General features: G+C 44.6%; 16 protein-coding genes and 1 pseudogene. 7 read left to right on the top strand and 10 right to left on the bottom strand.

Features of this window, described 5'->3' with window-relative positions; translation table 11 throughout:
* Nucleotides 1-3 precede the first annotated feature (3 nt).
* Both A9Y75_RS03475 and A9Y75_RS26080 read right to left on the bottom strand, forming a co-directional pair.
* Nucleotides 4-1,893: pseudogene (locus A9Y75_RS03475) on the bottom strand (DNA-directed RNA polymerase subunit beta''); the annotation flags it as partial.
* Nucleotides 1,824-4,979 carry a DNA-directed RNA polymerase subunit beta'' gene (locus A9Y75_RS26080; protein ID WP_236721318.1) on the bottom strand — a complete coding sequence of 1,052 codons (3,156 nt, stop codon included), beginning with the start codon at nt 4,977-4,979 and terminating at the stop codon, nt 1,824-1,826. The gene A9Y75_RS26080 and the pseudogene A9Y75_RS03475, both read right to left, overlap by 70 nt.
* Nucleotides 4,980-4,999: 20 nt before the next feature.
* On the opposite strand from A9Y75_RS26080, the gene A9Y75_RS26085 reads away from it, so the two are divergent.
* Complete coding sequence (locus A9Y75_RS26085; protein WP_177176089.1) at nt 5,000-5,359, top strand: hypothetical protein; 360 nt, start codon at nt 5,000-5,002, stop codon at nt 5,357-5,359.
* A gap of 146 nt (nt 5,360-5,505) precedes the next feature.
* Here the strand turns inward: A9Y75_RS26085 and A9Y75_RS03485 are convergent, their stop codons facing one another.
* The 4 genes from A9Y75_RS03485 to rpsT form a co-directional block, all read right to left on the bottom strand.
* Nucleotides 5,506-7,383 carry a DNA-directed RNA polymerase subunit gamma gene (locus tag A9Y75_RS03485; RefSeq protein WP_071188173.1) on the bottom strand — a complete coding sequence of 626 codons (1,878 nt, stop codon included), beginning with the start codon at nt 7,381-7,383 and terminating at the stop codon, nt 5,506-5,508.
* A 92-nt stretch (nt 7,384-7,475) separates the two neighbouring features.
* On the bottom strand, nt 7,476-10,820 hold the full coding sequence (gene rpoB / locus A9Y75_RS03490) for a DNA-directed RNA polymerase subunit beta (protein WP_071188174.1): 3,345 nt from the start codon (nt 10,818-10,820) through the stop codon (nt 7,476-7,478).
* An 861-nt stretch (nt 10,821-11,681) separates the two neighbouring features.
* Nucleotides 11,682-12,467: a TatD family hydrolase gene (locus tag A9Y75_RS03495; protein WP_071188175.1), complete on the bottom strand. Its 786-nt coding sequence runs from the start codon at nt 12,465-12,467 to the stop codon at nt 11,682-11,684.
* Nucleotides 12,468-12,503: 36 nt separating this feature from the next.
* Nucleotides 12,504-12,791, bottom strand: a complete 288-nt coding sequence (gene rpsT / locus A9Y75_RS03500; RefSeq protein WP_071188176.1) for a 30S ribosomal protein S20 — start codon at nt 12,789-12,791, stop codon at nt 12,504-12,506.
* A gap of 658 nt (nt 12,792-13,449) precedes the next feature.
* Between rpsT and hisD the strand changes: the two genes are divergently transcribed.
* A complete protein-coding gene (gene hisD, locus A9Y75_RS03505; protein WP_071188177.1) occupies nt 13,450-14,769 on the top strand; it encodes a histidinol dehydrogenase in 1,320 nt (439 codons plus the stop codon).
* Nucleotides 14,770-14,949: 180 nt separating this feature from the next.
* Entirely contained in the window at nt 14,950-15,378 is a 429-nt protein-coding gene (locus A9Y75_RS03510) for a universal stress protein (RefSeq protein ID WP_071188178.1), read from the top strand.
* A 380-nt stretch (nt 15,379-15,758) separates the two neighbouring features.
* Here A9Y75_RS03510 and A9Y75_RS03515 read toward each other — a convergent pair whose 3' ends face one another.
* The 3 genes from A9Y75_RS03515 to A9Y75_RS03525 form a co-directional block, all read right to left on the bottom strand.
* Nucleotides 15,759-16,349, bottom strand: coding sequence for a hypothetical protein (locus A9Y75_RS03515; RefSeq protein WP_143046350.1), 591 nt, complete (start codon nt 16,347-16,349; stop codon nt 15,759-15,761).
* Between the two features lie 156 nt (nt 16,350-16,505).
* Entirely contained in the window at nt 16,506-17,516 is a 1,011-nt protein-coding gene (locus A9Y75_RS03520) for a ricin-type beta-trefoil lectin domain protein (protein ID WP_071188180.1), read from the bottom strand.
* A 514-nt stretch (nt 17,517-18,030) separates the two neighbouring features.
* Nucleotides 18,031-18,417: a hypothetical protein gene (locus A9Y75_RS03525; protein WP_071188806.1), complete on the bottom strand. Its 387-nt coding sequence runs from the start codon at nt 18,415-18,417 to the stop codon at nt 18,031-18,033.
* Nucleotides 18,418-18,541: 124 nt separating this feature from the next.
* On the opposite strand from A9Y75_RS03525, the gene hslO reads away from it, so the two are divergent.
* Nucleotides 18,542-19,441, top strand: coding sequence for an Hsp33 family molecular chaperone HslO (gene hslO / locus A9Y75_RS03530; protein ID WP_071188181.1), 900 nt, complete (start codon nt 18,542-18,544; stop codon nt 19,439-19,441).
* Nucleotides 19,442-19,600: 159 nt separating this feature from the next.
* Nucleotides 19,601-21,682 (top strand): chromosome segregation ATPase, encoded by a 2,082-nt coding sequence (locus tag A9Y75_RS03535; protein ID WP_071188182.1) that lies wholly within the window; start codon nt 19,601-19,603, stop codon nt 21,680-21,682.
* Nucleotides 21,683-21,877: 195 nt separating this feature from the next.
* Here the strand turns inward: A9Y75_RS03535 and crtD are convergent, their stop codons facing one another.
* Entirely contained in the window at nt 21,878-23,392 is a 1,515-nt protein-coding gene (gene crtD / locus A9Y75_RS03540; RefSeq protein WP_071188183.1) for a C-3',4' desaturase CrtD, read from the bottom strand.
* Nucleotides 23,393-23,550: 158 nt separating this feature from the next.
* On the opposite strand from crtD, the gene A9Y75_RS03545 reads away from it, so the two are divergent.
* Entirely contained in the window at nt 23,551-24,279 is a 729-nt protein-coding gene (locus A9Y75_RS03545) for a hypothetical protein (RefSeq protein WP_071188184.1), read from the top strand.
* Between the two features lie 305 nt (nt 24,280-24,584).
* A complete protein-coding gene (locus A9Y75_RS28195) occupies nt 24,585-24,740 on the top strand; it encodes a hypothetical protein (protein WP_177176090.1) in 156 nt (51 codons plus the stop codon).
* Nucleotides 24,741-24,814 lie beyond the last annotated feature (74 nt).

A 24,814-nucleotide genomic window follows, 5' to 3' on the forward strand; every position in this document is an offset into this window, starting at 1 on the left:
GTTTTATTCTTCATCGAAATCATCATCATCATCATCATCTTCTTCTTCGTAGTCTTCCTCTTCTTCTTCTTCTACCAAATCACTGACTTCATCAGCAATCAAATCATCATCATCATCATCTAATACCGGCTTTTGCTCTCTTCTGCCTCCATAACTACCATCCCCCAAACTAGGAGCATCAAGGCTATAGAGCTTGGCTGTACGGTCATCCAACACCATGTCTAAGGAATCATCAACTTCATCTAAGACTCCTGTGCCTAGGTCAGTTCCATAGTCGTCAATGGTGGTAGTCTCTTCATAGGTGTTGTAGCCAGTACCAGCCGGAATCAACCGCCCAATGATCACGTTTTCTTTTAAGCCTCGCAGCCAGTCAGATTTGCCCTCAATGGCGGCTTCAGTTAAGACTCTGGTGGTTTCTTGGAACGATGCAGCGGAGATGAAACTATCAGTGTTGAGAGATGCCTTGGTGATACCCAACAATACGGGAGTATACTGTGCCTTTGCTCCACCGGTGATAGACATGGCTTCGTTGACTTGTTCTACTTGGCGCAGTTCTACCAGTTCTCCAGGTAACATGGTGGTGTCACCGCCGTCATCGATACGGACTTTGTTGGTCATCTGCCGGACAATTACTTCTATGTGTTTGTCAGCAATATCAATGCCTTGGGACTGATAAACCATCTGCACTTCGTTAACCAAGAAGCTCTGTACCTTTTGCAAGGCATGACTAGCACAGGCATAGATACCATCTTCGGAACCGAGACTAAAGAATATTTCTAAGATCTCGTGGGGGTTGGAGGGTCCATCTGTCAGGGGTTGACCGGCTAGGACTTGAGCGCCGTCGGGAACCATGAGGTTTTGTCCAGGTCCGAGAGGATAGTCGGTGATGACTCCGTTAGATTCTACAACTTTGATGGCGTAAGCTTCACGGGTGATGCTGGTGATTTCATCACCGTCTCCATACACCACTTTCACCAATCCTGGACGACGGCATAATATACAGGCTTCCTTGGGTTTGCGGGCTTCTAATAGTTCTTCAATCCGGGGCAGACCTTGAATAATGTCTCCGGTTTTCGCCCGTTCAAACACCAATAACACCAGGTTGTCTCCCCGTTGTACCAAGTCCCCATCTTCTATTTGCAATACTGCTCCAGGACTGACTCGGTAAGGACGACCAACGCGCAGCGTGATGGTGTAAGGTGTGGGGTGTGGGGTGTGGGGCAGGGGAGAAGAGGACGCGGTGATGGGGAGACGCGGTGACGCGGAGAGATTGTCCCCCTGTCCCCCTGTCCCCGTGTCTCCGTGTCCTTCTTTGCTGTCACCTGTCACCTGTAACCTGTCACCTGCTTTTACTGATACCACTTGTCCAGATTCGGAAACTAAAACACCGGGGGCGATTTCTGTTCCTTCTACTAACAAGTCGCCTTTTTTGACTTTGGGTGGGGTGGTGGTGGAGATGGAGATCATGTCGTTGTCACGCAAGACTAAGCAGCGGCGCACTGCTTCTGCGTCTTTCCTTACTCCTCTGACTATGCCGCCTTCTTTACACAATATCTGCGTCCGTGCTACTACTGAGCCAGGGACAATGCTTAACCCATCTTCAACTTCTAGGGTGGTTTGGGTTGCTCCTTGGGTGGCATCAGCGGCAATGTCTCGGCGAATCACCAAAGACTCTAATATCACCAACTGCAACCGCTGAAGTTCAGGGTTTTCTAAGTCGGGGACTAGTTCAATGTCTGCTGCCAAGGGTGAAGAACTATGATCTTGTTCTCCTTCTTGCTCAATTTCTAACACTAATTGAGTCCGCAGCAGTTCTACTCCTTCTACAGATTTGACTCGTTCTGAATCTTTGTAGGGTAGGCGTTGCACGGCTCGGAGTTGAATTGAGCGTCCGTGATGGGGAGACGCGGTGACGCGGAGAGATTGTCCCCCTGTCCCCCTGTCCCCGTGTCTCCGTGTCCTTCTTTGCTGTCACCTGTCACCTGTAACCTGTCACCTGCTTTTACTGATACCACTTGTCCAGATTCGGAAACTAAAACACCGGGGGCGATTTCTGTTCCTTCTACTAACAAGTCGCCTTTTTTGACTTTGGGTGGGGTGGTGGTGGAGATGGAGATCATGTCGTTGTCACGCAAGACTAAGCAGCGGCGCACTGCTTCTGCGTCTTTCCTTACTCCTCTGACTATGCCGCCTTCTTTACACAATATCTGCGTCCGTGCTACTACTGAGCCAGGGACAATGCTTAACCCATCTTCAACTTCTAGGGTGGTTTGGGTTGCTCCTTGGGTGGCATCAGCGGCAATGTCTCGGCGAATCACCAAAGACTCTAATATCACCAACTGCAACCGCTGAAGTTCAGGGTTTTCTAAGTCGGGGACTAGTTCAATGTCTGCTGCCAAGGGTGAAGAACTATGATCTTGTTCTCCTTCTTGCTCAATTTCTAACACTAATTGAGTCCGCAGCAGTTCTACTCCTTCTACAGATTTGACTCGTTCTGAATCTTTGTAGGGTAGGCGTTGCACGGCTCGGAGTTGAATTGAGCGTCCGGTTTGTTGGCTAACTGATGTGGTGGAGGGCAGGTCTGGGTTACTGGGAACTGCAAATTCAATTACAGGACGACTCAACAGGGCGGGGCCTTCGGGAGATTCTATATATTGAATGTAGCGCAGTTCGGTGGCGACTGTTCCTAGGAGTTCTTCTCCGGGTTGAAGAAAGGTGTTGTCGCGCCCCATGATTGATTCTGGGTCATCGACCATCAACAGTTCCCCTGGCTTAATCACTACTTCTCTCAAGATGTCGTTCTTTTGAGTAACTTCTATGACTCCGCTGGTTTGACAGAAGATGTCTTTGACGACTTCGGTTCCGGCTTCGACAAACTGCCCATCTTCTACTATCAACAAGGAAATGTCTTTGTTGACTTCGTGGGTTTCTTCGGGAATCCACAACATTGTGCCACCGGTGACTACCTCATATCCGAGTTTGGCTTTGCCTTTTTTCTGAACTTCTACGCCGGCGAATTTCAAAAATCCTCCGGTGGTGGTGCGATAACGGTCATCAATTAGCTCGGCAACTACCTGACCATTCTGTACTTTTGTCCCTGGGGTGGCACGGAGATTGAAAGTCTGGGAGGAAGGTGACGGGTGACAGGTGACAGGTGACAGAGAAGAAGAATTTTCTATTGTCTCTTCTCTACTCCCTTCTTCCCTGTTCCCGCTCTCACCTGCCGCCTGTTCTCTGTAACCTTCTCCTGTATGCACTAAATAATTATTCCGTCCTTGGGAACTATGGACTGTGACTGTGGCTTGGTCTAGAACTACTGAGGCGGTGATGATTTCTATTTCTCTGGTGGCTTTGCCGGGGATGATTTCTGGCAGCCGGACTACTCCACCATGCACGCTGGTGAGTTTGGTTTCAGCTAAGACACCGTTGGTTTCTATGCTGTCGCCGTTTTTGACTACTAATTCTGCTCCTGGGGGCAGGTTATACACTTCTCCAGAAAGAATCCAAATCAATCCTCCTCTAGAGGCAGTGGTGGTGGTGTTGCCCTGACGGTCGGTTTTTTGTTCAGAAACTACATCAGCAAACTGCACTTCTCCCGCTAAGTCTGAGGCTACGTCTTTGACGGCTTTTTCGGTGTTGGTGCGGGTGGTTCTGCCTCCTAGGGCAACCTCTGCTAATAATTGCCCTAATTTGACCTTTTGCCCTTCATGTATATAGAGGGTGGAACCTTGGGTAACATGAATTTCCTGTTGCTTGCCTTCTATGGGGGCGCTCTCAGGGTCTGCACTCTTGGATTTGGGGTTTTGGATTTCTAAGATGCCGTTGGTTTCGGCATAGAGTGCGTCTTCACCGTGACGGGTACGATAAGGACGGGTTTTGAGTTTGCGAGAGATTTTGACTGTGCCGTCAATTTTGGAGCGGACTTGTTGGGCAACTTCGCCGGTGAATACGCCTCCGGTGTGGAAAGTCCGCATGGTAAGCTGGGTTCCCGGTTCACCGATGCTCTGAGCGGCAATGATGCCCACTGCTTCTCCTAAGTCTACCATTTTGGCGTGTGCCAAGCTCCAGCCGTAACAGTGCTGACAGACTGAACGGGCTGCTTCACAGGTGAGAGGACTCCGCACTAAAACTTCTTTGACTTGGGCGGCTTGAATGACTGCGGCGAGGTCGTCGGAGATGGGGGTGTTGCGGGGGGCGATGATTTCGCCGGTGGTGGGGTGAATTACGTCTTCTCCTACTACTCGCCCCATGAGTCTGGTGCCAATGGGGATGAGGACTTTTGCGCCTTCGGTCATGTCCCGTAGGGGTATGCCTCTGGTGGTGCCACAGTCAAATTCCCGAATGATTACGTCTTGGGATACATCTACTAGTCGGCGGGTGAGATATCCTGAGTCGGCGGTGCGGAGTGCGGTGTCTACTAATCCCTTTCTGGCTCCATAACTGGAGATGATATATTCAGTGACGGTCAGTCCTTCTCGGAAGTTGGTTTTGATGGGTAAATCTATAATTTCCCCTTGGGGGTCTGCCATTAGTCCCCGCATTCCCACTAATTGGCGGACTTGGGAGATGTTACCTCTGGCTCCAGAGAAAGCCATCATGTAAACTGAGTTGAGTGGGTCCGTGGCTTTGAAGTGGGCGACTACTTCGTCCTTGAGGCTTTCGCTGGTTCCGTTCCAGGTGTCGATAACTTTTTGGAAACGTTCAACTTCGGTGATTTCCCCCCGTTTAAACCGAGCTTCGGTGCTGAGAATTTCTTCTTCGGCGGCTTCTAGGAGCGATCGCTTGGAGGGCGGAACCATGAGATCATCAACACTGATGGAAACTCCGGCTTTGGTGGCATAACGAAACCCTAAGTCTTTGAGTTTGTCTGCCATGACGGCGGTGCGGGCGGTTCCATAGTGGGTAAATGCCCAAGATATTAAGTTTCTCAGCTGACTTTTGTTAACAACAACGTTACGAAAAATCATTTTTTCAGTCATTAGTCATTAGTCCTTAGTCATTGGTCATTAGTCATTGGTCATTGGTCATTAGTCATTGGTCATTGGTCATTAGTCATTGGTCATTGGTCATTAGTCATTGGTCATTGGTCATTAGTCATTGGTCATTGGTCATTAGTCATTGGTCATTGGTCATTAGTCATTGGTCATTGGTCATTAGTCATTGGTCATTGGTCATTAGTCATTGGTCATTGGTCATTAGTCATTGGTCATTGGTCATTAGTCATTGGTCATTGGTCATTAGTCATTGGTCATTGGTCATTAGTCATTGGTCATTGGTCATTAGTCATTGGTCATTGGTCATTAGTCATTGGTCATTGGTCATTAGTCATTGGTCATTAGTCATTGGTCATTGGTTTTAAGCCATTAGCTATTAGTTTGCTCAAAGCTTTAGGTGCTAACAGTTCTAGTCACTATTTGCTTTATGTTAGTAATTAATCATCCCCTTGGATCTAATAACTAATGACTAATGACTAATGACTAATGACTAATGACTAATAACTAATAACTAACTTGCCAGGGCTTCTTGAATGGCTTTGTTATAAATTACTCGACCAGGGGTGGTGTAGATATACTGAGAAATCAATTTCCCTTGGGCATCTTGGCGAACGCGGCGGAATTTATACAACAATGTCTGGGTGCCATCGTTGTTTTCTATGACTTCTAATGGTTCGGTGTCTGGTTGGCTGGTTTCCATTTCGCCGTCGAACCGGACATATATATAGGCATGGAGTTCTACTTGGTCTTGGTGATATGCCATGATCACATCATCGAGGGAAGCGAAATATCCACCTGCACCTTTAGTGGCGGCGGGATTTTCGGCGGTTAAATAATACGCTCCCAATACCATGTCTTGGCTGGGGGTGACGATGGGTTTGCCTGTGGCAGGTGAAAGAATGTTGTTAGAAGCTAACATCAACAGTCTGGCTTCGGCTTGACTTTCCAATGACAGGGGGACGTGAACTGCCATTTGGTCGCCGTCAAAGTCGGCGTTAAAGGCTGGACAGACGAGAGGATGGAGTTGGATGGCTCTGCCTTCGACTAATATGGGTTCAAAGGCTTGAATTCCTAAACGGTGCAGGGTGGGGGCGCGGTTTAACATCACCGGATGCCCTTCTATGACTTCTTCTAATACGTCCCAAACGCTGGGGTCGTTGCGAGAGATGAGTTTTTTGGCGGCTTTGATGTTGTTGACCATGCCAGAACGAATCAACCGGTTGATGACGAAGGGTTGAAATAGTTCTATGGCCATTTCTCTGGGTAGTCCACATTGGTGGATTTTCAGCTTGGGACCGACGACTATGACTGAGCGTCCGGAATAGTCAACTCGTTTGCCTAGGAGGTTTTGGCGGAAGCGTCCTTGTTTTCCCTCAATAATATCGGAGAGGGATTTGAGGGGGCGGTTGTTTGCACCTACTACTGTCCGTCCGCGCCGACCGTTGTCTATGAGGGCATCGACGGCTTCTTGCAACATCCGTTTTTCGTTACGGACGATGATTTCTGGAGCTAATATTTCTTGCAGTCTAGCTAGACGGTTGTTGCGGTTAATCACCCGACGGTATAAGTCGTTGAGGTCGCTGGTGGCGAATCTGCCGCCGTCGAGTTGCACCATTGGGCGCAGGTCGGGAGGAATGACGGGAATGACTGCCATGACCATCCATTCTGGTTTGGAACCGGTGGCGATGAAGTTATCGATTACCCGCAGACGTTTGATGAGTTTGGCGCGTTTTTGTCCTTTGGCGTTGCCGATTTCTTCTCTGAGGTTTTCGGCTTCTTGTTCGAGGTTGATATCTGCCAATAGTCGTAGCAGTGCTTCTGCCCCAATGCCGACTTCGACTCCGACGAGGAGAGAATCTTCGCTATAGATTGCGTCTTCGATTTCTAACCACTGGTCTTCGCTGAGGAGTTGTTTGTAGGTGAGGGTGTCGGCGTTGCCGGGGGCGAGTACTACATAGGAGTTGAAGTAGACGATTTGTTCAACATCCCGCAGGGGCATATCTAGGAGAATAGCAATATAACTAGGAATGCCTTTGAGATACCACACATGAGCTACTGGGGCTGCGAGTTTAATAAAGCCCATGCGGTGTCGGCGCACACGAGACTCTGTGACTTCTACTCCACAGCGTTCACAAACTATGCCTCTATGACGAACACGTTTATATTTACCACAATGGCACTCCCAGTCTTTCGCTGGTCCAAAGATGCGCTCACAGAATAAGCCGTCCATTTCTGGCTTGAGAGTGCGGTAATTAATAGTTTCTGGCTTGGTGACTTCACCCACAACTTGACCGTTGGGCAAAGTGCGCTCACCCCAGGCTCGAATTCTTTCTGGAGAAGCCAGTCCGATTTTTACGTAGTCAAACTGATTAGTTTGGGGAGATCTCATGAGAATTAAAAATGAAAAATTTAAAATTAAAAAAAGAAATTGGTGATGGGTAAAAAACTCTTATCCATTACCCATCACCTATTACCCATTACCTATTCGTCATCTTCTAATGACTCACGAGAGAGTGACTCATAGGTGGGTCTGGGTGGGGTGCGGCGAGTGGCTTGGTCTGCCATTAAATCGACTTCTACATCTAGGGAACTGCCGTCGGCTTGGGTTTCGACTTTATGGACGGCGATATCTAAACCCAGTGACTGTAACTCGCGCATCAATACCTTAAAGGATTCTGGGGTTCCCGGGCGGGGGATGGCTTTGCCCTTAACAATGGCGTTGAGGGCTTCATTTCGTCCTTGCATATCATCAGACTTGACAGTTAGCAACTCCTGCAAGGTGTAAGCTGCACCAAAAGCCTCCAGCGCCCACACTTCCATTTCTCCAAATCTTTGACCACCTTGTTGAGCTTTGCCACCCAGAGGCTGTTGAGTCACTAGAGAGTAAGGTCCTGTGGAACGAGCATGGATTTTGTCATCGACCAAATGCACCAACTTGAGCATATAAGCTACACCCACGGTGATGGCACGGTCAAAGGGTTCCCCAGTGCGTCCGTCATAAACCATGATTTTGCCGGCATTGTCGGGGTTATAAACCCAATCCTTGCCGGTTTCGTCTCTGGCTTCTTGGAGTTTGCCATGAACAATGCGGCGGGAAGATTCTTCGCCATACATTTCATCAAAAGGAGTAATCTTAAACCGGACTCCGAGATTATGTCCTGCCCAACCTAATAAACATTCAAACACCTGACCGACATTCATCCGGCTGGGTACACCCAAGGGATTGAGGACTATATCTACCGGGGAACCATCGGGTAAGTAGGGCATATCTTCGGCGGGGAGAATGCGAGAAATGATGCCTTTGTTGCCATGTCGTCCTGCCATTTTGTCGCCGACTTGGATTTTGCGCTTCTGTGCCACATATACCCGCACCACCATATTGGCTCCTGGGGGTAGTTCATCACCTTGTTCTCTGGTGAACAACCGCACATCTACGACCCGACCTTTTTCACCGTTGGGAACTCGCAGGGAGTTGTCGCGGACATCACGGGCTTTTTCACCAAAGATAGCTCGGAGGAGTTTTTCTTCTGGGGGTTGGTCAGATTCACCTTTGGGCGTGACTTTTCCCACGAGAATATCTCCAGCTTCTACCCATGCACCAATGCGAATTATGCCTTGTTCATCTAACTGTCTGAGGGCATCTTCACCGACGTTGGGAATTTCTCTGGTGATTTCCTCTGGTCCCAGCTTGGTTTGTCGAGCTTCGATTTCATATTTTTCGATATGAATAGAAGTATAGATATCGTCTTGCACCAAGCGTTCGGAAATCAAAATCGCGTCTTCGTAGTTGTAGCCTTCCCAAGGCATATAAGCCACGACGATGTTTTGTCCTAATGCCAGTTCTCCTCCTTCTGTGGAAGAACCATCAGCCAAAACCTGACCGGCTACGACTTTTTCGCCGGTTCTCACCAATGGTTTTTGGTTCAGGCAGGTATCTTGGTTAGAGCGTTGGTATTTGGAAAGAACGTATCTAATCTCTTTGGGAGGGGAAGAAGAGGCAGGGCTTGTGGAGGATATGCTCAGAGCCTGCGGTTCCCTGATTCGGACTCGAATTTCTGCGGCATCGACATAGACAACGTCGCCATCAGTGCGGGAAACTATCACCATACCGGAGTCTCTCGCGCCCTGGGCTTCTAAGCCTGTGCCAACAAGGGGGCGTTCTGGTTTGAGCAGGGGGACAGCTTGGCGTTGCATATTGGAACCCATCAGCGCCCGGTTCGCGTCGTCGTGTTCCAAGAAGGGAATCATGCTGGTGGCGACTGAGACTATCTGCACTGGGGAAACTGCCACATAGTCTACTTGTTCGGGGGTGGTGGTTGCCCAATCTTGGCGATAGCGAACTGGAACTTGGGGTCCCTTGATGTAGCCGTTTTCATCTAGGGGGATATCACCTGTGGCTGTTCTCAGGTCGTCTTCTTCGTCGGCGGTCATGTATACCGGCTGGACATCAAACCGCACTCGACCGTTTTCTACTGGTCTAAAAGGTGTTTCTAAAAAGCCGTATAAATTAACACGGGCATGGGTAGCTAGGGAACCAATCAGTCCGGCGTTGGGACCTTCTGGAGTTTCAATGGGGCAGATGCGGCCGTAGTGGCTGGGGTGAATATCTCGGACTGCGAAGCCGGCTCTTTCTCTGGTTAATCCTCCTGGTCCTAGGGCGCTGAGTCGGCGTTTGTGGGTCAGTTCTGCTAGGGGGTTGGTCTGATCCATAAACTGGCTGAGTTGGCTAGAGCCAAAGAATTCTTTGATGGCTGCTACTAGGGGCTTGGGGTTGACCAGGGAGGCGGGGGTGAGAACTTCGGCATCTGATACGGTCATCCGTTCGCGAATGATGCGTTCTAGGCGATTCAACCCGACTCGGACTTGGTTCTGGAGCAGTTCGCCGACGCTTCTAACTCGGCGATTTCCCAGGTGGTCGATGTCGTCTATGTTGCCGATGTCATATTCGAGGTTAATGAGATAATCAACGGCGGCTAAGATATCCCCAGGTGTCAACACGCGCATGGTGTCGGGGACTGATAGACGCAATTTTTTGTTGAGTTTGTAGCGACCAACTCGTCCTAGGTCATAGCGTTTGGGGTCAAAGAAGCGAGAGTCGAGGAGTTGTTGCCCACCCAGGACTGTTGGTGGTTCACCCGGACGCAGTTTGCGATACAATTCCATCAGAGCTTCTTCTTCGGAGAACTGCCCTTCTTTTTCGATGGTTTTTTGGAAATATTCTGGGTGACGCAGGGCATCAAAGATTTCGTTGTCTGATAAACCTAAAGCTTTGAGCAGTACTTGTGCCGACAGTTTGCGGGTTTTGTCGATGCGAACCCACACCAAATCGTTACGGTCTGTTTCAAATTTCAGCCATGCACCTCGGTTAGGAATTAAGCTGGCTGAATATGTTCTTCGTCCGTTTTTATCAATTTCTGATTTGTAGTAAACTCCAGGACTCCGCACTATTTGGTTGACGATGACTCGTTCTGCGCCGTTGATAATAAACGTACCGCGATCGGTCATCAGGGGCAAGTCGCCAATGAATACTTCTTGTTCTTTGATATCTCCGGTTTCTTTGTTCAGCAAGCGTGTGGGGACATACATCTGTACAGCGTAGGTGCTATCCCGGCGTTTGGATTCTTCGACGCTGTACTTGGGTTCTTTGAGTTTGTAGCTGTTTCCTAAAAAGTGCAGTTCCAGTTTGCCAGTGTAGTCTGTAATTGGGCTAAAGGAGTTTAGCTCTTCTATTAACCCTTCTTCTAAAAACCAGCGGAAGCTTGAACGCTGGATTTCAATCAAGTCGGGTAACAGAAAGGCTGGTTCCATATATGTTTCGTTAGTCATGCCTCTACCTTTGTCAACCTGGTTAAACTATCCCTTGAACACTGCTATTGATCATGTTCTAGACCATAGCTCGTGTCGTTAGCTGTTGGGGAAATCTTCTTCACATCACCTACTACTGTTAACAGGTGAAAAAGCAACCGCAGCGATTAAATCTGGAATGGGCGATTAAAAACGGAGGTAATCGCCCTTGATTCGGAAGCAAGGAACGCTAAAATACATAAAGAATGAATTATTTCAACGATGATAGTTGAGATATTCCTGACTTTGATTTGCATATCCTCACTTCCTCTCCAAATAAAGCGTTAATTAATCTACGCTGTCACACTGTTGTGTCTTTATAAGACCTAATCTATACTCACAGTGAGGTCCCAAATCTGAATAATCCGCGAGATACAGATCCGAATCGGGATGGATTTATTTGGCTGGATTTTACTCACAAGGCTATTACGTTTAAGAATTTTCTATCTATAGGTTCAATACACAAAAATCCACTTCTGCACGAAAGTCCCGATTAACTTTTAGGTAGCCTCGGTTGGTTATCTACTGAGAGCATCCGCTTGTAGAGATAGATATATGACCATGTAATTCTGGTTTTTATCTGAAAAAAAGCTCACAAATCTCCTATCACGACGGTCAACTTAGTAACAGCGTTGAATAATGAGGTCTCTGAGAATTTGCAAATTCCTCCATTTACCATTATGGCGCAAGCAAAATGTTTTAGAGGGAATAATATTAGCACATTTTTGCCCTCCTCAGTCTTATGTTTTATCAGACTGCTACAAAACAGTCAGAAGAAAGCAGGGGGATTGCTTTCTTTAATGCTGAATCAGCCAAGGGCTACACACCTAATTTGATCGTACTTTATAAGGACAGACCGAATAGTTGGCAAGCATTTTTGGTGGTTTGATGTGCAATTGTTTCTACAGTTTCCCCCCGCAACTTAGCTACTTGCTCCGCTACATAACGGACATAGGCGGGTTCATTGCGTTTTTCACCTCGTTTGGGTACGGGAGCCAGAAAAGGGCAATCTGTTTCAATTAATAGGCGATCGCTACTCACCATAGCCGCGGATGCTTGTATGGATTTAGCTTTATTAAAGGTTACTGTCCCACTAAAGCTAATGTAGAAGCCTAAATCGAGGAACCATTGGGTTTCTTCTGGCGTTCCACCCCAACAATGCATCACACCTCGCACCCTTTCTCCTTGACTATTGCGCCATTTTTGCAAGACTTCTTTCATCGCCACTGCTGCGTCACGACAATGGATGATCACTGGTAAATTCAGTTCGGATGCGATCGCCAGTTGCTCCTCAAATACCATGATCTGTTGCTCATAGTTATTTGCTTTGTAAAAATCAAGTCCCATTTCCCCTATTGCTACCACTTTGGCATCTGAACCTGCCAGAAATTTGATTTTCTCGGCTGTTTGTTGGTGCCATTTGACAGCATCTAAAGGATGTAAGCCTACTGCAAAACTGAGTTCAGGAAACTGAGCGGCTATGGCTTGAATACTGGCAAACTCTTCAGGATGAACACAGGAGTGTACTAACCGTACTACTCCTGCTTCTTGCCAACGCGATCGCACGGTTGCTAAATCTGGCTGAAAAAGGTCAAAGTTAAGATGTACGTGGGTGTCTATCAGTTGCATGGTTTGTCAGTTGTCAGTTTGCTACTGAACTATTGACTAAACGTTGAGTGGTTTGAGTCGGTGAGCTAATGTGGACTTTTTCCTAGACCCATTATTGGGATGAAGCACACCGCGCTTTACAGCTTTATCAATTTTGCTGTAAGCCTCGGACATCCGATCATCCACAGCTTTTTTTGATTCTGGGGTAGGATTAGCTTTATAGAGTTCAACAGCACTAAAGTACTTTTTCATCAGCGTCTTTACTGCTGATTTGTATGCTTTATTACGCAGTCGGTTACGTTCTGCGATTTCGGCGCGCTTAAGAGCAGATTTTGTATTCGCCACAGTCAATTCCAAAAAGACTATTAATATGTACACACACTACTAGGCTTACTAGTATAGCATCCAAATTGCCAATGTTATAATTTCTGCAAAAAATCTCACAAACAATTACAAATTGCCATAAACTCTAGCAGCGACAAGGAAAAGGTTGAAGAAGACACGGGGAAAGAGGGACACGGGGACACGGGGACGCGGGGATAATCTCACCGCGTCTCTCCATCACCGCGTCACCGCGTCCTCTTCCTCCCCCTTCACCGACAAAGATTGGGAGACAGGAAAAAACCCTAAACCTCATAGGCAGATTCTGGGTTAAAAAATTCACAAAATATTTAACTATAGCGCCTTTTGAACCTTTTAAAGATGTAGGGAAAAAAGCAGATAACTACTTTTGAGTGCCGTGATAAAATGGTTATTGTATAAATACCAAGGGATAGAAGGGCTGTGAAAAGAGTCAGACAAGCTCCCTAGCGCTAGACTAACAAGCTGGCAGGAATAAAAAAATAGCTTTTGAGCAAATCATCTGTTGGCAAATCTGGGAGTATCAAAAAAATCCAGGTTAAGCTAAAGAAGAGGGTTAGAATAAGCTTTATCTCCTAATGGGTCAAGAGCAACACTAATTCTCAACCAGAAATATTTATAGTTTTGGCATTGTCCTTACTCCATGCTGCGAATTATTACTCAGCAGGCAGACGTTAGCGCAGAACTGCAACGTATCTGTGAACGTCTCCGACGCGCCGAAGGCGATCGCACCCCTGATGAACAATTGCTTCACAAAGAAGCAACGGTGCGGGAAGTGTTGCAAGCAGTGAAACGCCAAGGCGACAAAGCTGTATTGCATTACACTGCCGAATTTGACAACCAAACCCTGAACCCTGAAGAATTAAGGGTTACAGGTTCAGAACTGGATGCAGCCTACCAACAGGTATCGAAGGATTTGCTCCAGGCGATTCGGCTGGCCAGCAGTCAAATTGAAGCATTTCACCGACAGCGAGTACCAAAAAGCTGGGTACATTTTGGTGACGATGAAGTAGTGCTAGGTAAACGCTATACCCCTGTAGACAGGGCGGGTTTATACGTGCCTGGAGGTCGCGCCAGCTACCCAAGTACAGTACTGATGAATGCGATTCCAGCCAAAGTAGCTGGAGTACCCCGTGTGGTGATGGTAACACCACCCGGCGCAGGCAAGGCGATTAATCCAGCAGTGTTAGTGGCAGCCCAAGAAGCAGGGGTACAAGAAATTTATCGCGTGGGAGGCGCTCAAGCGATCGCAGCTTTAGCTTATGGCACAGAAACGATTCCCAAAGTGAATGTGATTACTGGGCCTGGTAACATCTATGTCACCTTAGCCAAAAAATTAGTCTATGGAACAGTGGGTATTGATTCATTAGCAGGACCTAGCGAAGTGCTGGTTATTGCTGATGAAACAGCTAATCCTGCACACGTAGCAGCAGATTTATTGGCGCAGGCTGAACATGATCCAATGGCGGCGGCGATTTTGTTGACAACAGATGCTGGGTTGGCGAAAAAAGTCCAATTAGCTGTGGATAGACAATTAGTAGATCACCCCCGCAGGATAGACACAGAAAAAGCGATCGCTCACTATGGCTTAATTGTTGTAGTCGAATCCCTAGAAGCAGCAGCAGAACTCTCAAATGAATTTGCTCCTGAACACCTAGAATTAGAAGTTAAAGATCCTTGGTCTTTAATGTCTCAGATTCGCCATGCTGGCGCTATCTTCCTCGGTTACTCAACACCAGAAGCCGTAGGTGACTATTTGGCTGGGCCTAACCACACCTTACCAACTTCTGGTGCTGCCCGTTACGCTTCTGCTTTGGGTGTTGAAACTTTCCTTAAGCATTCTAGTATAATACAATACTCGCATACTGCATTGCAAAACGTTGCCAGTGCAATTGACGTACTAGCTAATGTTGAAGGTTTGCCTTCCCATGCTGATTCAGTAAGACGACGAGTTGAAGAGTGATTTAGAAGGCATATTTTTTCTTAAAGCACTTGACACAAGTTACTCCCTAGTTTAATTTAGTGAGTTTGTGACTTTAATAAACTAAAGTAAAGATCACATTTGGGAAATTAGGTGGTGTTAACACCAATTAAAATCCCTAGGTGATAGTTTTAGGGGTCTACTTTTGAGGAGACAAAAGCGGTGTTAAAGACTATTTTAGTAGCTCTGGATGGCTCGGAAATTGCAGATAGAGTAATCCAGACTTTAGATGATTTGGTGCTGTCATCAAACACCAAAGTTATTCTTTGTCATGTATTTCCTACAGCAGAGTCAGAAATAGAATTACCCGCTGATCTTCCTCTCCCAGAGTCAACTAATGTTTCTTATTTCCATATTGAAAAGCAACTGCAATCCTACCAAGAAAAGTTATCAGTAAAAAGTGAACTAGAACTAGTCAGCGGTGATCCTGCTGATGAAATTGTCCGACTAGCTAATATTTATAAAGCCGATTTAGTTTTAATTGGTAGTCGTGGTTTAACTGGGATGAAGAGAATTGTTCTAGGTTCTGTTAGCACTCAAGTCATGGAAGAAGCTAATTGTTCGGTATTGGTGGTGAAAGCAGGTAAGTAATTGATAATTGATAATATTGCAGAATTCAGGTAGGGGTTTAGCAATCCTAAACCCTGGAATGTCCTAACCACCTTGGCTGTTGTTATAATAAACCCACATTCCGCACTTCAAAATATATTATCGCTCTTTTTAAGAATTATTCCTAATAATGGTCATAATATTAAGTATTAATATTTAAATATACTGGTAATTTGTGTTATTTATTTAACTATATTACATGGTGAGGTGCGGAAAGTAGGACAATAAGAAACTATTCATATACCTTTGCCACTTGAAGGAATTTTTTAGGACTTATTGTTTTTGCTAAGTTTCAGAGAAAACGGAGTTCATACATCAACTCAGCCTCGTAAATTTGCGAAGGTATTATCAACATAACGATACTAGCCGCAGCTAGGATGAAGTAAGGTTTTGTAATCGACATTCCAAATCCGAGCTAGTCCTTTAGCATTTAGTTCTGCTCTTATTAGGTCTTTGGCTTGACAAGCATCGGCAATTATCTTAATGTAATTACTCGTAATTTCACTTTCACTTCTTTGTTTTTGAATATCTACTAATTGACGATTAGTTTCAGCATTTGTTTGATCGGGTGAGCTAAAGGAATGAATTACACCAATAACTCCTTCAATTTGATTGCCTCCTGTACCATTAAGATTATTAGTGGGAGTAGTACGCATAATGGCAAAACTACAAGTACCGCCACAGTTTGGATAGTTTAGCGATCCTGTATTAGAGTTGACGTTTGCATAATTATTTGAGCCTGTTTGTAGTAGTGTGGTAGGAGTGACAGTGAGTGATCCAGCACTTTGGGTAGCAGAAGAGGTAACAGAAGCTTGTTCTGTTGTAGATTGAGTTGCATCTCCTCCACCTGATAATGCTTTATCTACATTCATTGGTAAGTAAAAAAGACTTGTCAATACAGTAACTAATATTTTATTTTTTGATCTATTTTTATTATTGATAAGTGTTTGCATAATTGTTTCTAGTGATTTCAATCTATAAAAAGAAGTGGCGATGCCTACGGCGAGCGAAGCTATCTCTATCCATAGAAAAAATGCGATAGCGAAGCGCTCCGTAGGCATCGCCAGACTTCAACGTAAGAGTCATCCACCTATCAACCAATAAAACACTTATGGACGAGTAAGCGCTCTTTTGAAATGAGTGAGTTTGCCTACTAAATCCCCAACATTCTCAAGCTGAAATCCGTTAGCTGCGGTCAGAGGTACTGAAGAACCGGGGGTACATCTAGAACTCCTGCGCCCCTCTAAGTGGATGTGAGAAAAATAACCATTTGCTGCTCTTTGCGAAGATGTAGTACCCAAAACTTGACCACGATTAACAGTTGCTCCATTCTGAACAGAGCGATTTATGTGACCAATTAGCATACTCCGATTGCTATCTATTGATAGACAAACTAAGTCTGAGTTAATGTAGTAGATCTTTCCGGCCGCAGGAGCAAGAACTTGACGATTAGCAGAACGATTTTGCTGCCCCCAACAAGCATTATTGCTACCAAAATCTTGACCCACTGATAAATCTAGGGCAAAAGAGTTTTGATGAGATACAGAACCTCGATATCCTTGACATACATACCAAGTTTCTCCTCGGTTAAAGGGTAAGATAACTTGACCTTGAGGGGGTGGTGGTGGTGGCGTTGATCCGTTCTTAAATCGTTGATTGGGATTGTTGGGATCGCATTGCCATACATGGACTGTACCACCATTGTTACGGGTGGGGCTGTCTACACAAAGATTTGTGCCTGTACGCTGGATTTGAGAGAAGCCATTACCCAAAGAGATAATGTTAAAATTCTGGTCAGGATCGCTAGGATCGCAAGGCCAAGTATTAACTACACCTCCATTTGTCAGATAATGTGAATTTAGACATTTGCCAGTAGAATTATGTCGAAGGAGAGTGCCGCCACGATTACCTGATATGCGATCAAATTGTTGATCCCGATCAGTAGAACTGAAGTCCCAAATTGACATCACAGGATTTCCATCAACTCTGCGAAAATTGTTGTTGGTATTGAGAGCCTTGTTACCATCAACAATAAAGTTTTCCGCTAAAGCGGCAGAACTACCAATCGTTATACCAATTGCAGTGCCTAGAACTAATACAGAAAGGTTAAGCTTGTTCATGATTTATCTCTTAAATTGACTGAATTTCACTTTCTTTAGCTCTGTTGTTGTGGTTAATTACTCTACAGGTGTCTAGTTGAATCTCATTGAGTAGTTACAATTGATTCGCTTATATCTAGCATCACTTGTTTGTAAAAAAAAACACCAGCGTTTGCACTGATGTTTTTCCCAACCCAAAATCATCTAATTTTCATCAAAATGGCAAATTTATGAAATTATGGTGAAATTGAACAGCTACTATCAATTAGATAAAAAAGTAAAATTAATGACAAGTAAGCACCACATACTATCACAAGTACAAAGCTGTTAATAACCAGTAAAGGTTGGCTTTTGAGCAGAATTTCGTCAAAATATTATTTAGCATAAAAACAAGTATCGCTTTTAACAATATTTAGCCATTTACTGCATAATTACGTAAAAGCGAAACAAATCCAAAGACCTACGTTAAAATACTGATAAAAACCTCAGCGAACCTCCGCGCTACCTCCGCGCCCCTCTGCGTTAAAAAACTCTTCTACCCTCCTTTATTCCTTAGAAACTCCCGCAAGCTCAACAAACTCAGCGTTTGACCTAACTTCAAAGGTAACATTGACACACCTTCTAAGCGCGATTGTACCCAACCTTCCCCCCAGTACCACTCGTGAAAACCATCAATACCGTTACTGAGTAGCAAGCGCAGACAATTGGGTTTTGCCACATCAACATGATGATGTATTTGAATTAACCCAGTAGAAGTAGTAAAATCAAATCCAGTTTGCAGTTCTGCGGGCATTCCGGGGGAAAAACTTTGTCCTAAGAGCCATTTTTGTAGTTGTGCCGGTTGCAGTATACTATCGTGAATGGCATTGACTGAAGCTGCAATTTCGATGCGTATTTGGCTTTGTTGAAAAGTACCGAGCATAATGATTTGGTAATTGGTAATTGGTAATTGGTAATTGGGGAAGAGGTGTTCATCTCCCCACCGTCTAGTCCCCAGAAAACTTACAATAGATAAAGTCATCTTGTTAAGAATTGTAAGGTTTTTCATGGCGGATCAATTAATTCGGGCGACAGCAGCCGATGGAGGAATTCGTGCGGTAGGTGTGATTACCACACGCTTAACAGAAGAAGCACGAGTGCGACATAAACTTTCTTATGTGGCTACAGCAGCCCTAGGGAGAACTATGTCAGCGGGTTTGTTGATGGCTTCTAGTATGAAGCGTGTTGGATCTAGGGTGAATGTGCGAGTGAAGGGCGATGGACCTTTAGGTGGTATATTGGTGGATGCAGGCTTAGATGGCACGGTACGCGGCTATGTGGGAAATCCAACCATAGAATTACCTCCTAATGCAAAAGGTAAGCTAGATGTTGGCGGTGCTGTTGGTAGTGGCTACCTGTATGTTGTTCGAGATATTGGCTATGGTTATCCTTACTCTAGTACAGTAGAACTTGTTTCTGGTGAAATTGGCGATGATGTTGCTCATTACCTGGTAACTTCAGAACAAACTCCCTCAGCTTTGGTTTTAGGTGTTTTTGTGGGATTAGGTGGCGTTACAGCATCTGGAGGCATACTAGTACAAGTATTACCCAAAGCTGCTAGAGATGAAGCTTTAGTCGCAAAACTAGAATCAAGGGTTTCGGCATTATCAGGGTTTACGCCATTATTGCAAGCTGGAAAGACGTTAACGGAAATTTTGGGTGATTTACTGGGAGATATGGGTTTGAACATATTTCCAGAAAGTCAGATGCTACGCTTTCACTGTGGTTGCTCCTTTGATAGGGTGCTAAGGGCGCTGAAGATATTGGGAGAAGCGGAACTGCAAGACATGATTATTAAAGATGATGGTGCAGAAGCAACTTGTGATTTTTGTGGCAAAGTTTACCAAGCCAGTAGCGATCATCTAGCTCAACTAATTGTTGATTTGCAGACTGAATCCTCTAATTAAATCAGTATAAAATGATACGGTGTTTACTCATTGTAAATGGTATCTGTGAGGATAGATCTCGAAAAAATAGCTTTTTAATGACGCTAAAGAAAGCTACTATGGCAAAAATGGAATTATCGGTCTAACGCAGACCGCTATTCAATTACTTTGGTGTGAGAGATGACAGAGCGAGATATTCCAGACAGTTGGTCTCCAGCCAGAGCAAAAAAGCCAGAGCAAAAAAGAAAACTATCCCGAAATTCACAAGTCGGGGAAACTCAAGCATCTGGTGTCCCAGCTACTGGTTCTAACTCTAAGTCAGTGAAGCAGCGAAAAGAGAACGATACCGAAGGATTACCTAAAATCAACCATTCAGACGAAACTTTTAACTTCAGTAATCTGACTGAGAAAATGCCTCCCTGGATGAGAGGCTGGGTATTTTGGTCAGTGTTGCTAACGTTAATTCCTGGTAGTGTGGCGTTTTTGTCAATAGCGATGCTACTGAAGTTACCATCAGCACCAAACTGCCCAAAAATTTTCTGGCCTTTGGCGAGTGCGTCAGTACGCTTACATTGCGGTCAGTTAGCGGCTTCTAAGCAAACTATAAATGACTTGCTACAAGCGATCGCTTTGGTGAAGGAACTGCCACAGAATCACCCCCTCAGGGGACAAATTAATACTTTTTTAGAAGAATGGTCGCGAGATATTTTACAACTTGCTGATCAGAATTTCCAAGAGGGGAATTTAGAGGAAGCGATCGCTACTGCTCGTCAAATTCCCGAAGACTTGCAAGCTCGTAAACTAGTAGAAGAGCAAATTACCAAATGGCAGTCTATCTGGTCAAAGGCAGAAGCAATCTACCAAGAATCGGAAAAAGAACTGCGCCAAAGGAATTGGCAATCAGCTTTTATGCTGTCTTCTAAACTGTTGCGTGTTAACAATAAATATTGGGCGAGTACCAAGTACGACCAATTAAATAACATCATTGTGACAGCGCGGGAAGATGGCGATAAGCTCTATAAAGCTGAAAATCTAGCAGCCAAGCGCTCAGTCAATGACTTACTAGCAGCTATTAAATTGGCTGAGTCGATTAAGCCAGATAGTTACTTGCATCAAAAAGCCCAGGAATTGATTCCTGAATTTGGACGCAAGATTCTGAATTTGGCAAAAGCGAGAATGGAGAAGCGAGATGCTGATACAGCCCTAGATATAGTCAGACAAATTCCGCCAATTGCTTCATTACAAACTGAAATCGATGATTTTATTGTTTTGGGTGAAGCACAAAGAAGTGCTTGGATAGGTACTGTTTCTGGTTTAGAGGTAGCCATTTCCCAAGCGCAACAAATTGATGCTTCTAGAGAAAATTATGATCAAGCCCAACAACTAATAGCTCGTTGGCAATTAGAAATTGAAGATGTTTCTCGTTTAGAAAAAGCTCGAAACTTAGCTAGTCAAGGCACAATTAACGAGTTAACTGCGGCAATTTCTGAAGTACAGATGATTCCCGATAGCAACCCCCGCGCTAACGAAGCTAGGCAGGAAATGGGACGTTGGCGTGGACAAGTGGAGTCTATTGAAGACCGACCTTATTTAGACCGTGCTGAACAAATAGCTTTATTAGAGGATGTTAGCTCCTTACAAGCTGCGATCGCAGAAGCAAGTCAAATCCGATCTGGTCGTTCTTTATATCCAGAAGCACGGAAAAAAATTCGGACTTGGACAGCCACGATTCAGCGAATTCAAGATCAACCTTATCTAGATCAAGCCCGCATCATCGCTGACAGTGGTGATTTAAATACTGCTGTTAAGGAAGCACAAAAAATTGCTTCATCAGGACGTGCGCTTGCAGGTGAAGCCCAAATATCTATTGATACTTGGCAAGAGCAAATCCGTGCTAGAGAAAACTGGCAAAAAGCGCGAGAAGTGGCAATTACTGGCACACCAGAAGCTTTAGCTGAGGCAATACGGTTAGCTGATCGAGTTTCAAACCGTAACGTCTTACGTATGGATGCGAACGTGGCTATTGATCAATGGAGTCAACAATTGTTGCAAATGGCACGCTCTCAAAGCGAGGTTGATGTTGCTAGAAGTATTCAAACCGCTCGGTTGATTCCACGGGGTAGTGCTGCTTACAGAGATGCCCAAGAACAAATTAGAACTTGGCGACAATTTATTCTGCCTGAGCCTTCACCTGAGTTATCGTCTGAGCCTTCACCACGAATTGAGCAATCTCAGCCATCTCCAACTAGTGATGGGTTGTAATGGGTAATTGGAAAAAGGGGACTGTGTGAAATCAGCCCCTTTTTCTTGTTTATGTTTAATAGTTAGTAAATTATCAACAAAAAGATCCCCGACTTCTTTAAGAAGTCGGGGATCTTAGCCTCTTAGTGTTCGCTAGGATTGCTGCGGAAAAATAATTCTCCGCGCCTCTGCGCCTCTGCGTGAAAAAAAAGAATTCTACCCTTGAGCTTGAATTTGCCTAACTACTGTCAAAGCCGAATAACTCACCCCCGCAGTTCCTTCACCTGGATGAGTAGAATCACCAACTAACCATAAATTATTAATAGGTGTACGATTAGCAAAACCAAAGGGGCCAAAAGTAGGAATTCTTTGACCAATACCGCCAACAATACCGCTTTCTCTGCCGGTAAAATGAGCAAAAGTTTTAGGTGTGGCAGCTTCTACATAAATGATGGTTTCTGGCTTTAAATAAAAATATTGTGAAAGTTTAGATATTGCATCTTGGGTAAATTTTTGTTTTAACCCTTCATAATCTTGAGTCTGCCACCAGGGAGTAAAATCAACAAAGGAAGAAGCAATAATTGTGGCTTTTCCGGCTGGTGCGCGGCCATCTCCTTCATGACTCACAGATACAAACAGGGAATTATTTTCACCAATAGGTTTATTAGCATCATATAAAAATTGTAGATGAGGCGGACAATCAGCAGGAATCGCACTCTTCTCTACACCTAAATAAACTACAAATGCACCAGAAGCTGGTGGTAGTTTGGCTACTCTTTGTTTATATCCAGATGGGGCATTTTCTCCTAATAACTCTACCAAATTTTGGACAGTGACATTAGCAACTACATGATCTGCCGATTCTGTCCAAACTTCGCCGGTTTTCTGATTTTTAATAACTACAGCGTTAGCTTTGCCATTTTCAACCTTGATTTTTTCGACGGTGTGGCGCATTAATAACTTACCACCGTCTCGTTCTAAGGCAAATAGTAAGCGATCGCTCAAAACTTGCATACTACCCTGAAGGTGAAACAATCCTTGGGGTAATTGGGAAACACTCAAAGCTGTTGCAGCATAAAGCAAAGCCGTCTCTTCGGCGCTAACTTGAGAATACAACTTGAGTTGTAAATCCAAAAATGTCCGCAGTCGGTAATCATTCCCTAAACCACATAACCGTAAAGCATCACCCACAGTAAATAATGTGAAAGGTGCAGTTATGAAAGTACTCGGACGCACTGCTTTTATTAATTGTCCTAAATCCCATAAATTACGGGGTGGTAAAACAGGATCACGTCCTTGAAATTCCCAACTAGCATTAAATAAAGTTGCTAATAATTGCCAAAAAGGTTCACTACCAGGAAACTGTTTTTGGCGTTCTTCTTGCCATTTTTGAGAATCACGCCAGACATTAATAGGTGTAGACTCCCCAGGGAGATAAACCGCACAAGCAGGGTCACAAGGCGTTGCTTCTGGCAAATCTATATTTAATTCTGAGAAAATACGGTGATGAATTCCCCCAGGTTCTAAACCTGCAACTTGAGTTGCACCGACATCAAAAGTAAAGCCTTGACGTTTGAATGTGGAAGCGCAACCACCTGGAACTAAAGCCTGATCGAGAATTAAGACGCTATAACCTCTATGGGCTAATAATGCGCCGGTGGTAAGTCCACCTATACCCGCACCAACGACAATAACGCGGGATTGATTTTTGTTAAGAGAAAGACTAGGCATTGATACTTAATTTTACAATTATTAATATTACTACTCATAATTTTAAATTAAATCGGCAGTGGGGAGGGAGAAATAGGGAGAATCAATTTTAGGAAATAATTTATTTATACTTATGTTTGGTTATACAGTATTAGTAATGTCAAAAAGCACATAGGTTTATGAGCCAAAATTTTGAAATCCAAGAATTAGCGATCGTTATTATCGCCAAAAATCTCAATCCCACCGTTTTGACTCCTGATTTCTTGAAATACACAGGAGTTATTCCCGCAGATTGGGAGTTAGCAAAACAACCAGCTTATACCAATGGTGTAGTCCAGATTTTCTTTACCAATGGCTTGGGAATCGTTGCCCAGCCTAACAGCGTAACGTTGTTGGAGAATATAGGAACCAAACACCCGGAAGAAGTACTAGTACCTAAAATTACTCAAAACCTGATAGACAAACTATCCCAAGTAGAGTATCAAACAGTGGGGATTAACCCTAGAGGATTTACCACCTTTGACTCGGAAGCTGATGCATATCAGTACCTGAGCGGTAAACTTTTAGCACCAGGCTCATGGCAGCAATTTGGAGAAGGAAAAGTGAATGCTACCTTGCAGTTAAGTTATCCTTTAAAACGGGGAACACTCAACTTGGGTATCAGCCAAGTAAATGTTCAGTTTCCTGACAAACAAGCTGCTGCTATTTTATTTTCTGGTAACTTCAATTATCCTCTTGCTGGTAACACCCCAGCAGAAAAAATACAGGACTTGCAACAACTAGTTCAGAATTGGCAAGATTCTTTAAATACTTACCAACAATTGTTGGTGGAGAAATTCTTACCATCAACTGAAGCACCTGAAGTACCAAGAAGCATTTCTGTTTTTCCACCAATGGCAAAAAGTTGATAAAAAGTTAATGCTGTAGTTTTTGTGTTGTGGGTTATCAATAACATAACCCACCATAAAACTGCTATTTAGATACAGCAGAATTCAGGAGACGCTTCGCAGACCTATGGCTTACGCCACGCTGCGCTATCGGTTCAGGAGTCAGGAGTAAAACTGGCGAATGTGTCTAGGTTTCAATTTTGATTCTGTACCTCATTGATCTGCAGTCTGCTGTAATTTGTGGAAATAAATTAGGTTGATATAGATAAATCTATACAGCGGATTCCTTTGTTATAAGGTTTGCTAGAAGTATTCAAACCGCTCGGTTGATTCCACGGGGTAGTGCTGCTTACAGAGATGCCCAAGAACAAATTAGAACTTGGCGACAATTTATTCTGCCTGAGCCTTCACCTGAGTTATCGTCTGAGCCTTCACCACGAATTGAGCAATCTCAGCCATCTCCAACTAGTGATGGGTTGTAATGGGTAATTGGAAAAAGGGGACTGTGTGAAATCAGCCCCTTTTTCTTGTTTATGTTTAATAGTTAGTAAATTAT

The sequence above is a fragment of the Trichormus sp. NMC-1 genome, from assembly GCF_001858025.1.
Classification (GTDB): Bacteria; Cyanobacteriota; Cyanobacteriia; order Cyanobacteriales; family Nostocaceae; genus Anabaena.

Excerpts from the sequence above, each read along its gene's own strand:
- A9Y75_RS26080 (WP_236721318.1), bottom strand. The coding sequence starts at position 4,979 with ATGACTGAAAAAATGATTTTTCGTAACGTTGTTGTTAACAAAAGTCAG.
- A9Y75_RS03485 (WP_071188173.1), bottom strand. The coding sequence starts at position 7,383 with ATGAGATCTCCCCAAACTAATCAGTTTGACTACGTAAAAATCGGACTG.
- rpoB (WP_071188174.1), bottom strand. The coding sequence starts at position 10,820 with ATGACTAACGAAACATATATGGAACCAGCCTTTCTGTTACCCGACTTG.
- A9Y75_RS03495 (WP_071188175.1), bottom strand. The coding sequence starts at position 12,467 with ATGCAACTGATAGACACCCACGTACATCTTAACTTTGACCTTTTTCAG.
- hisD (WP_071188177.1), top strand. The coding sequence starts at position 13,450 with ATGCTGCGAATTATTACTCAGCAGGCAGACGTTAGCGCAGAACTGCAA.
- A9Y75_RS03515 (WP_143046350.1), bottom strand. The coding sequence starts at position 16,349 with ATGCAAACACTTATCAATAATAAAAATAGATCAAAAAATAAAATATTA.
- A9Y75_RS03520 (WP_071188180.1), bottom strand. The coding sequence starts at position 17,516 with ATGAACAAGCTTAACCTTTCTGTATTAGTTCTAGGCACTGCAATTGGT.
- A9Y75_RS03525 (WP_071188806.1), bottom strand. The coding sequence starts at position 18,417 with ATGCTCGGTACTTTTCAACAAAGCCAAATACGCATCGAAATTGCAGCT.
- hslO (WP_071188181.1), top strand. The coding sequence starts at position 18,542 with ATGGCGGATCAATTAATTCGGGCGACAGCAGCCGATGGAGGAATTCGT.
- A9Y75_RS03535 (WP_071188182.1), top strand. The coding sequence starts at position 19,601 with ATGACAGAGCGAGATATTCCAGACAGTTGGTCTCCAGCCAGAGCAAAA.
- crtD (WP_071188183.1), bottom strand. The coding sequence starts at position 23,392 with ATGCCTAGTCTTTCTCTTAACAAAAATCAATCCCGCGTTATTGTCGTT.
- A9Y75_RS03545 (WP_071188184.1), top strand. The coding sequence starts at position 23,551 with ATGAGCCAAAATTTTGAAATCCAAGAATTAGCGATCGTTATTATCGCC.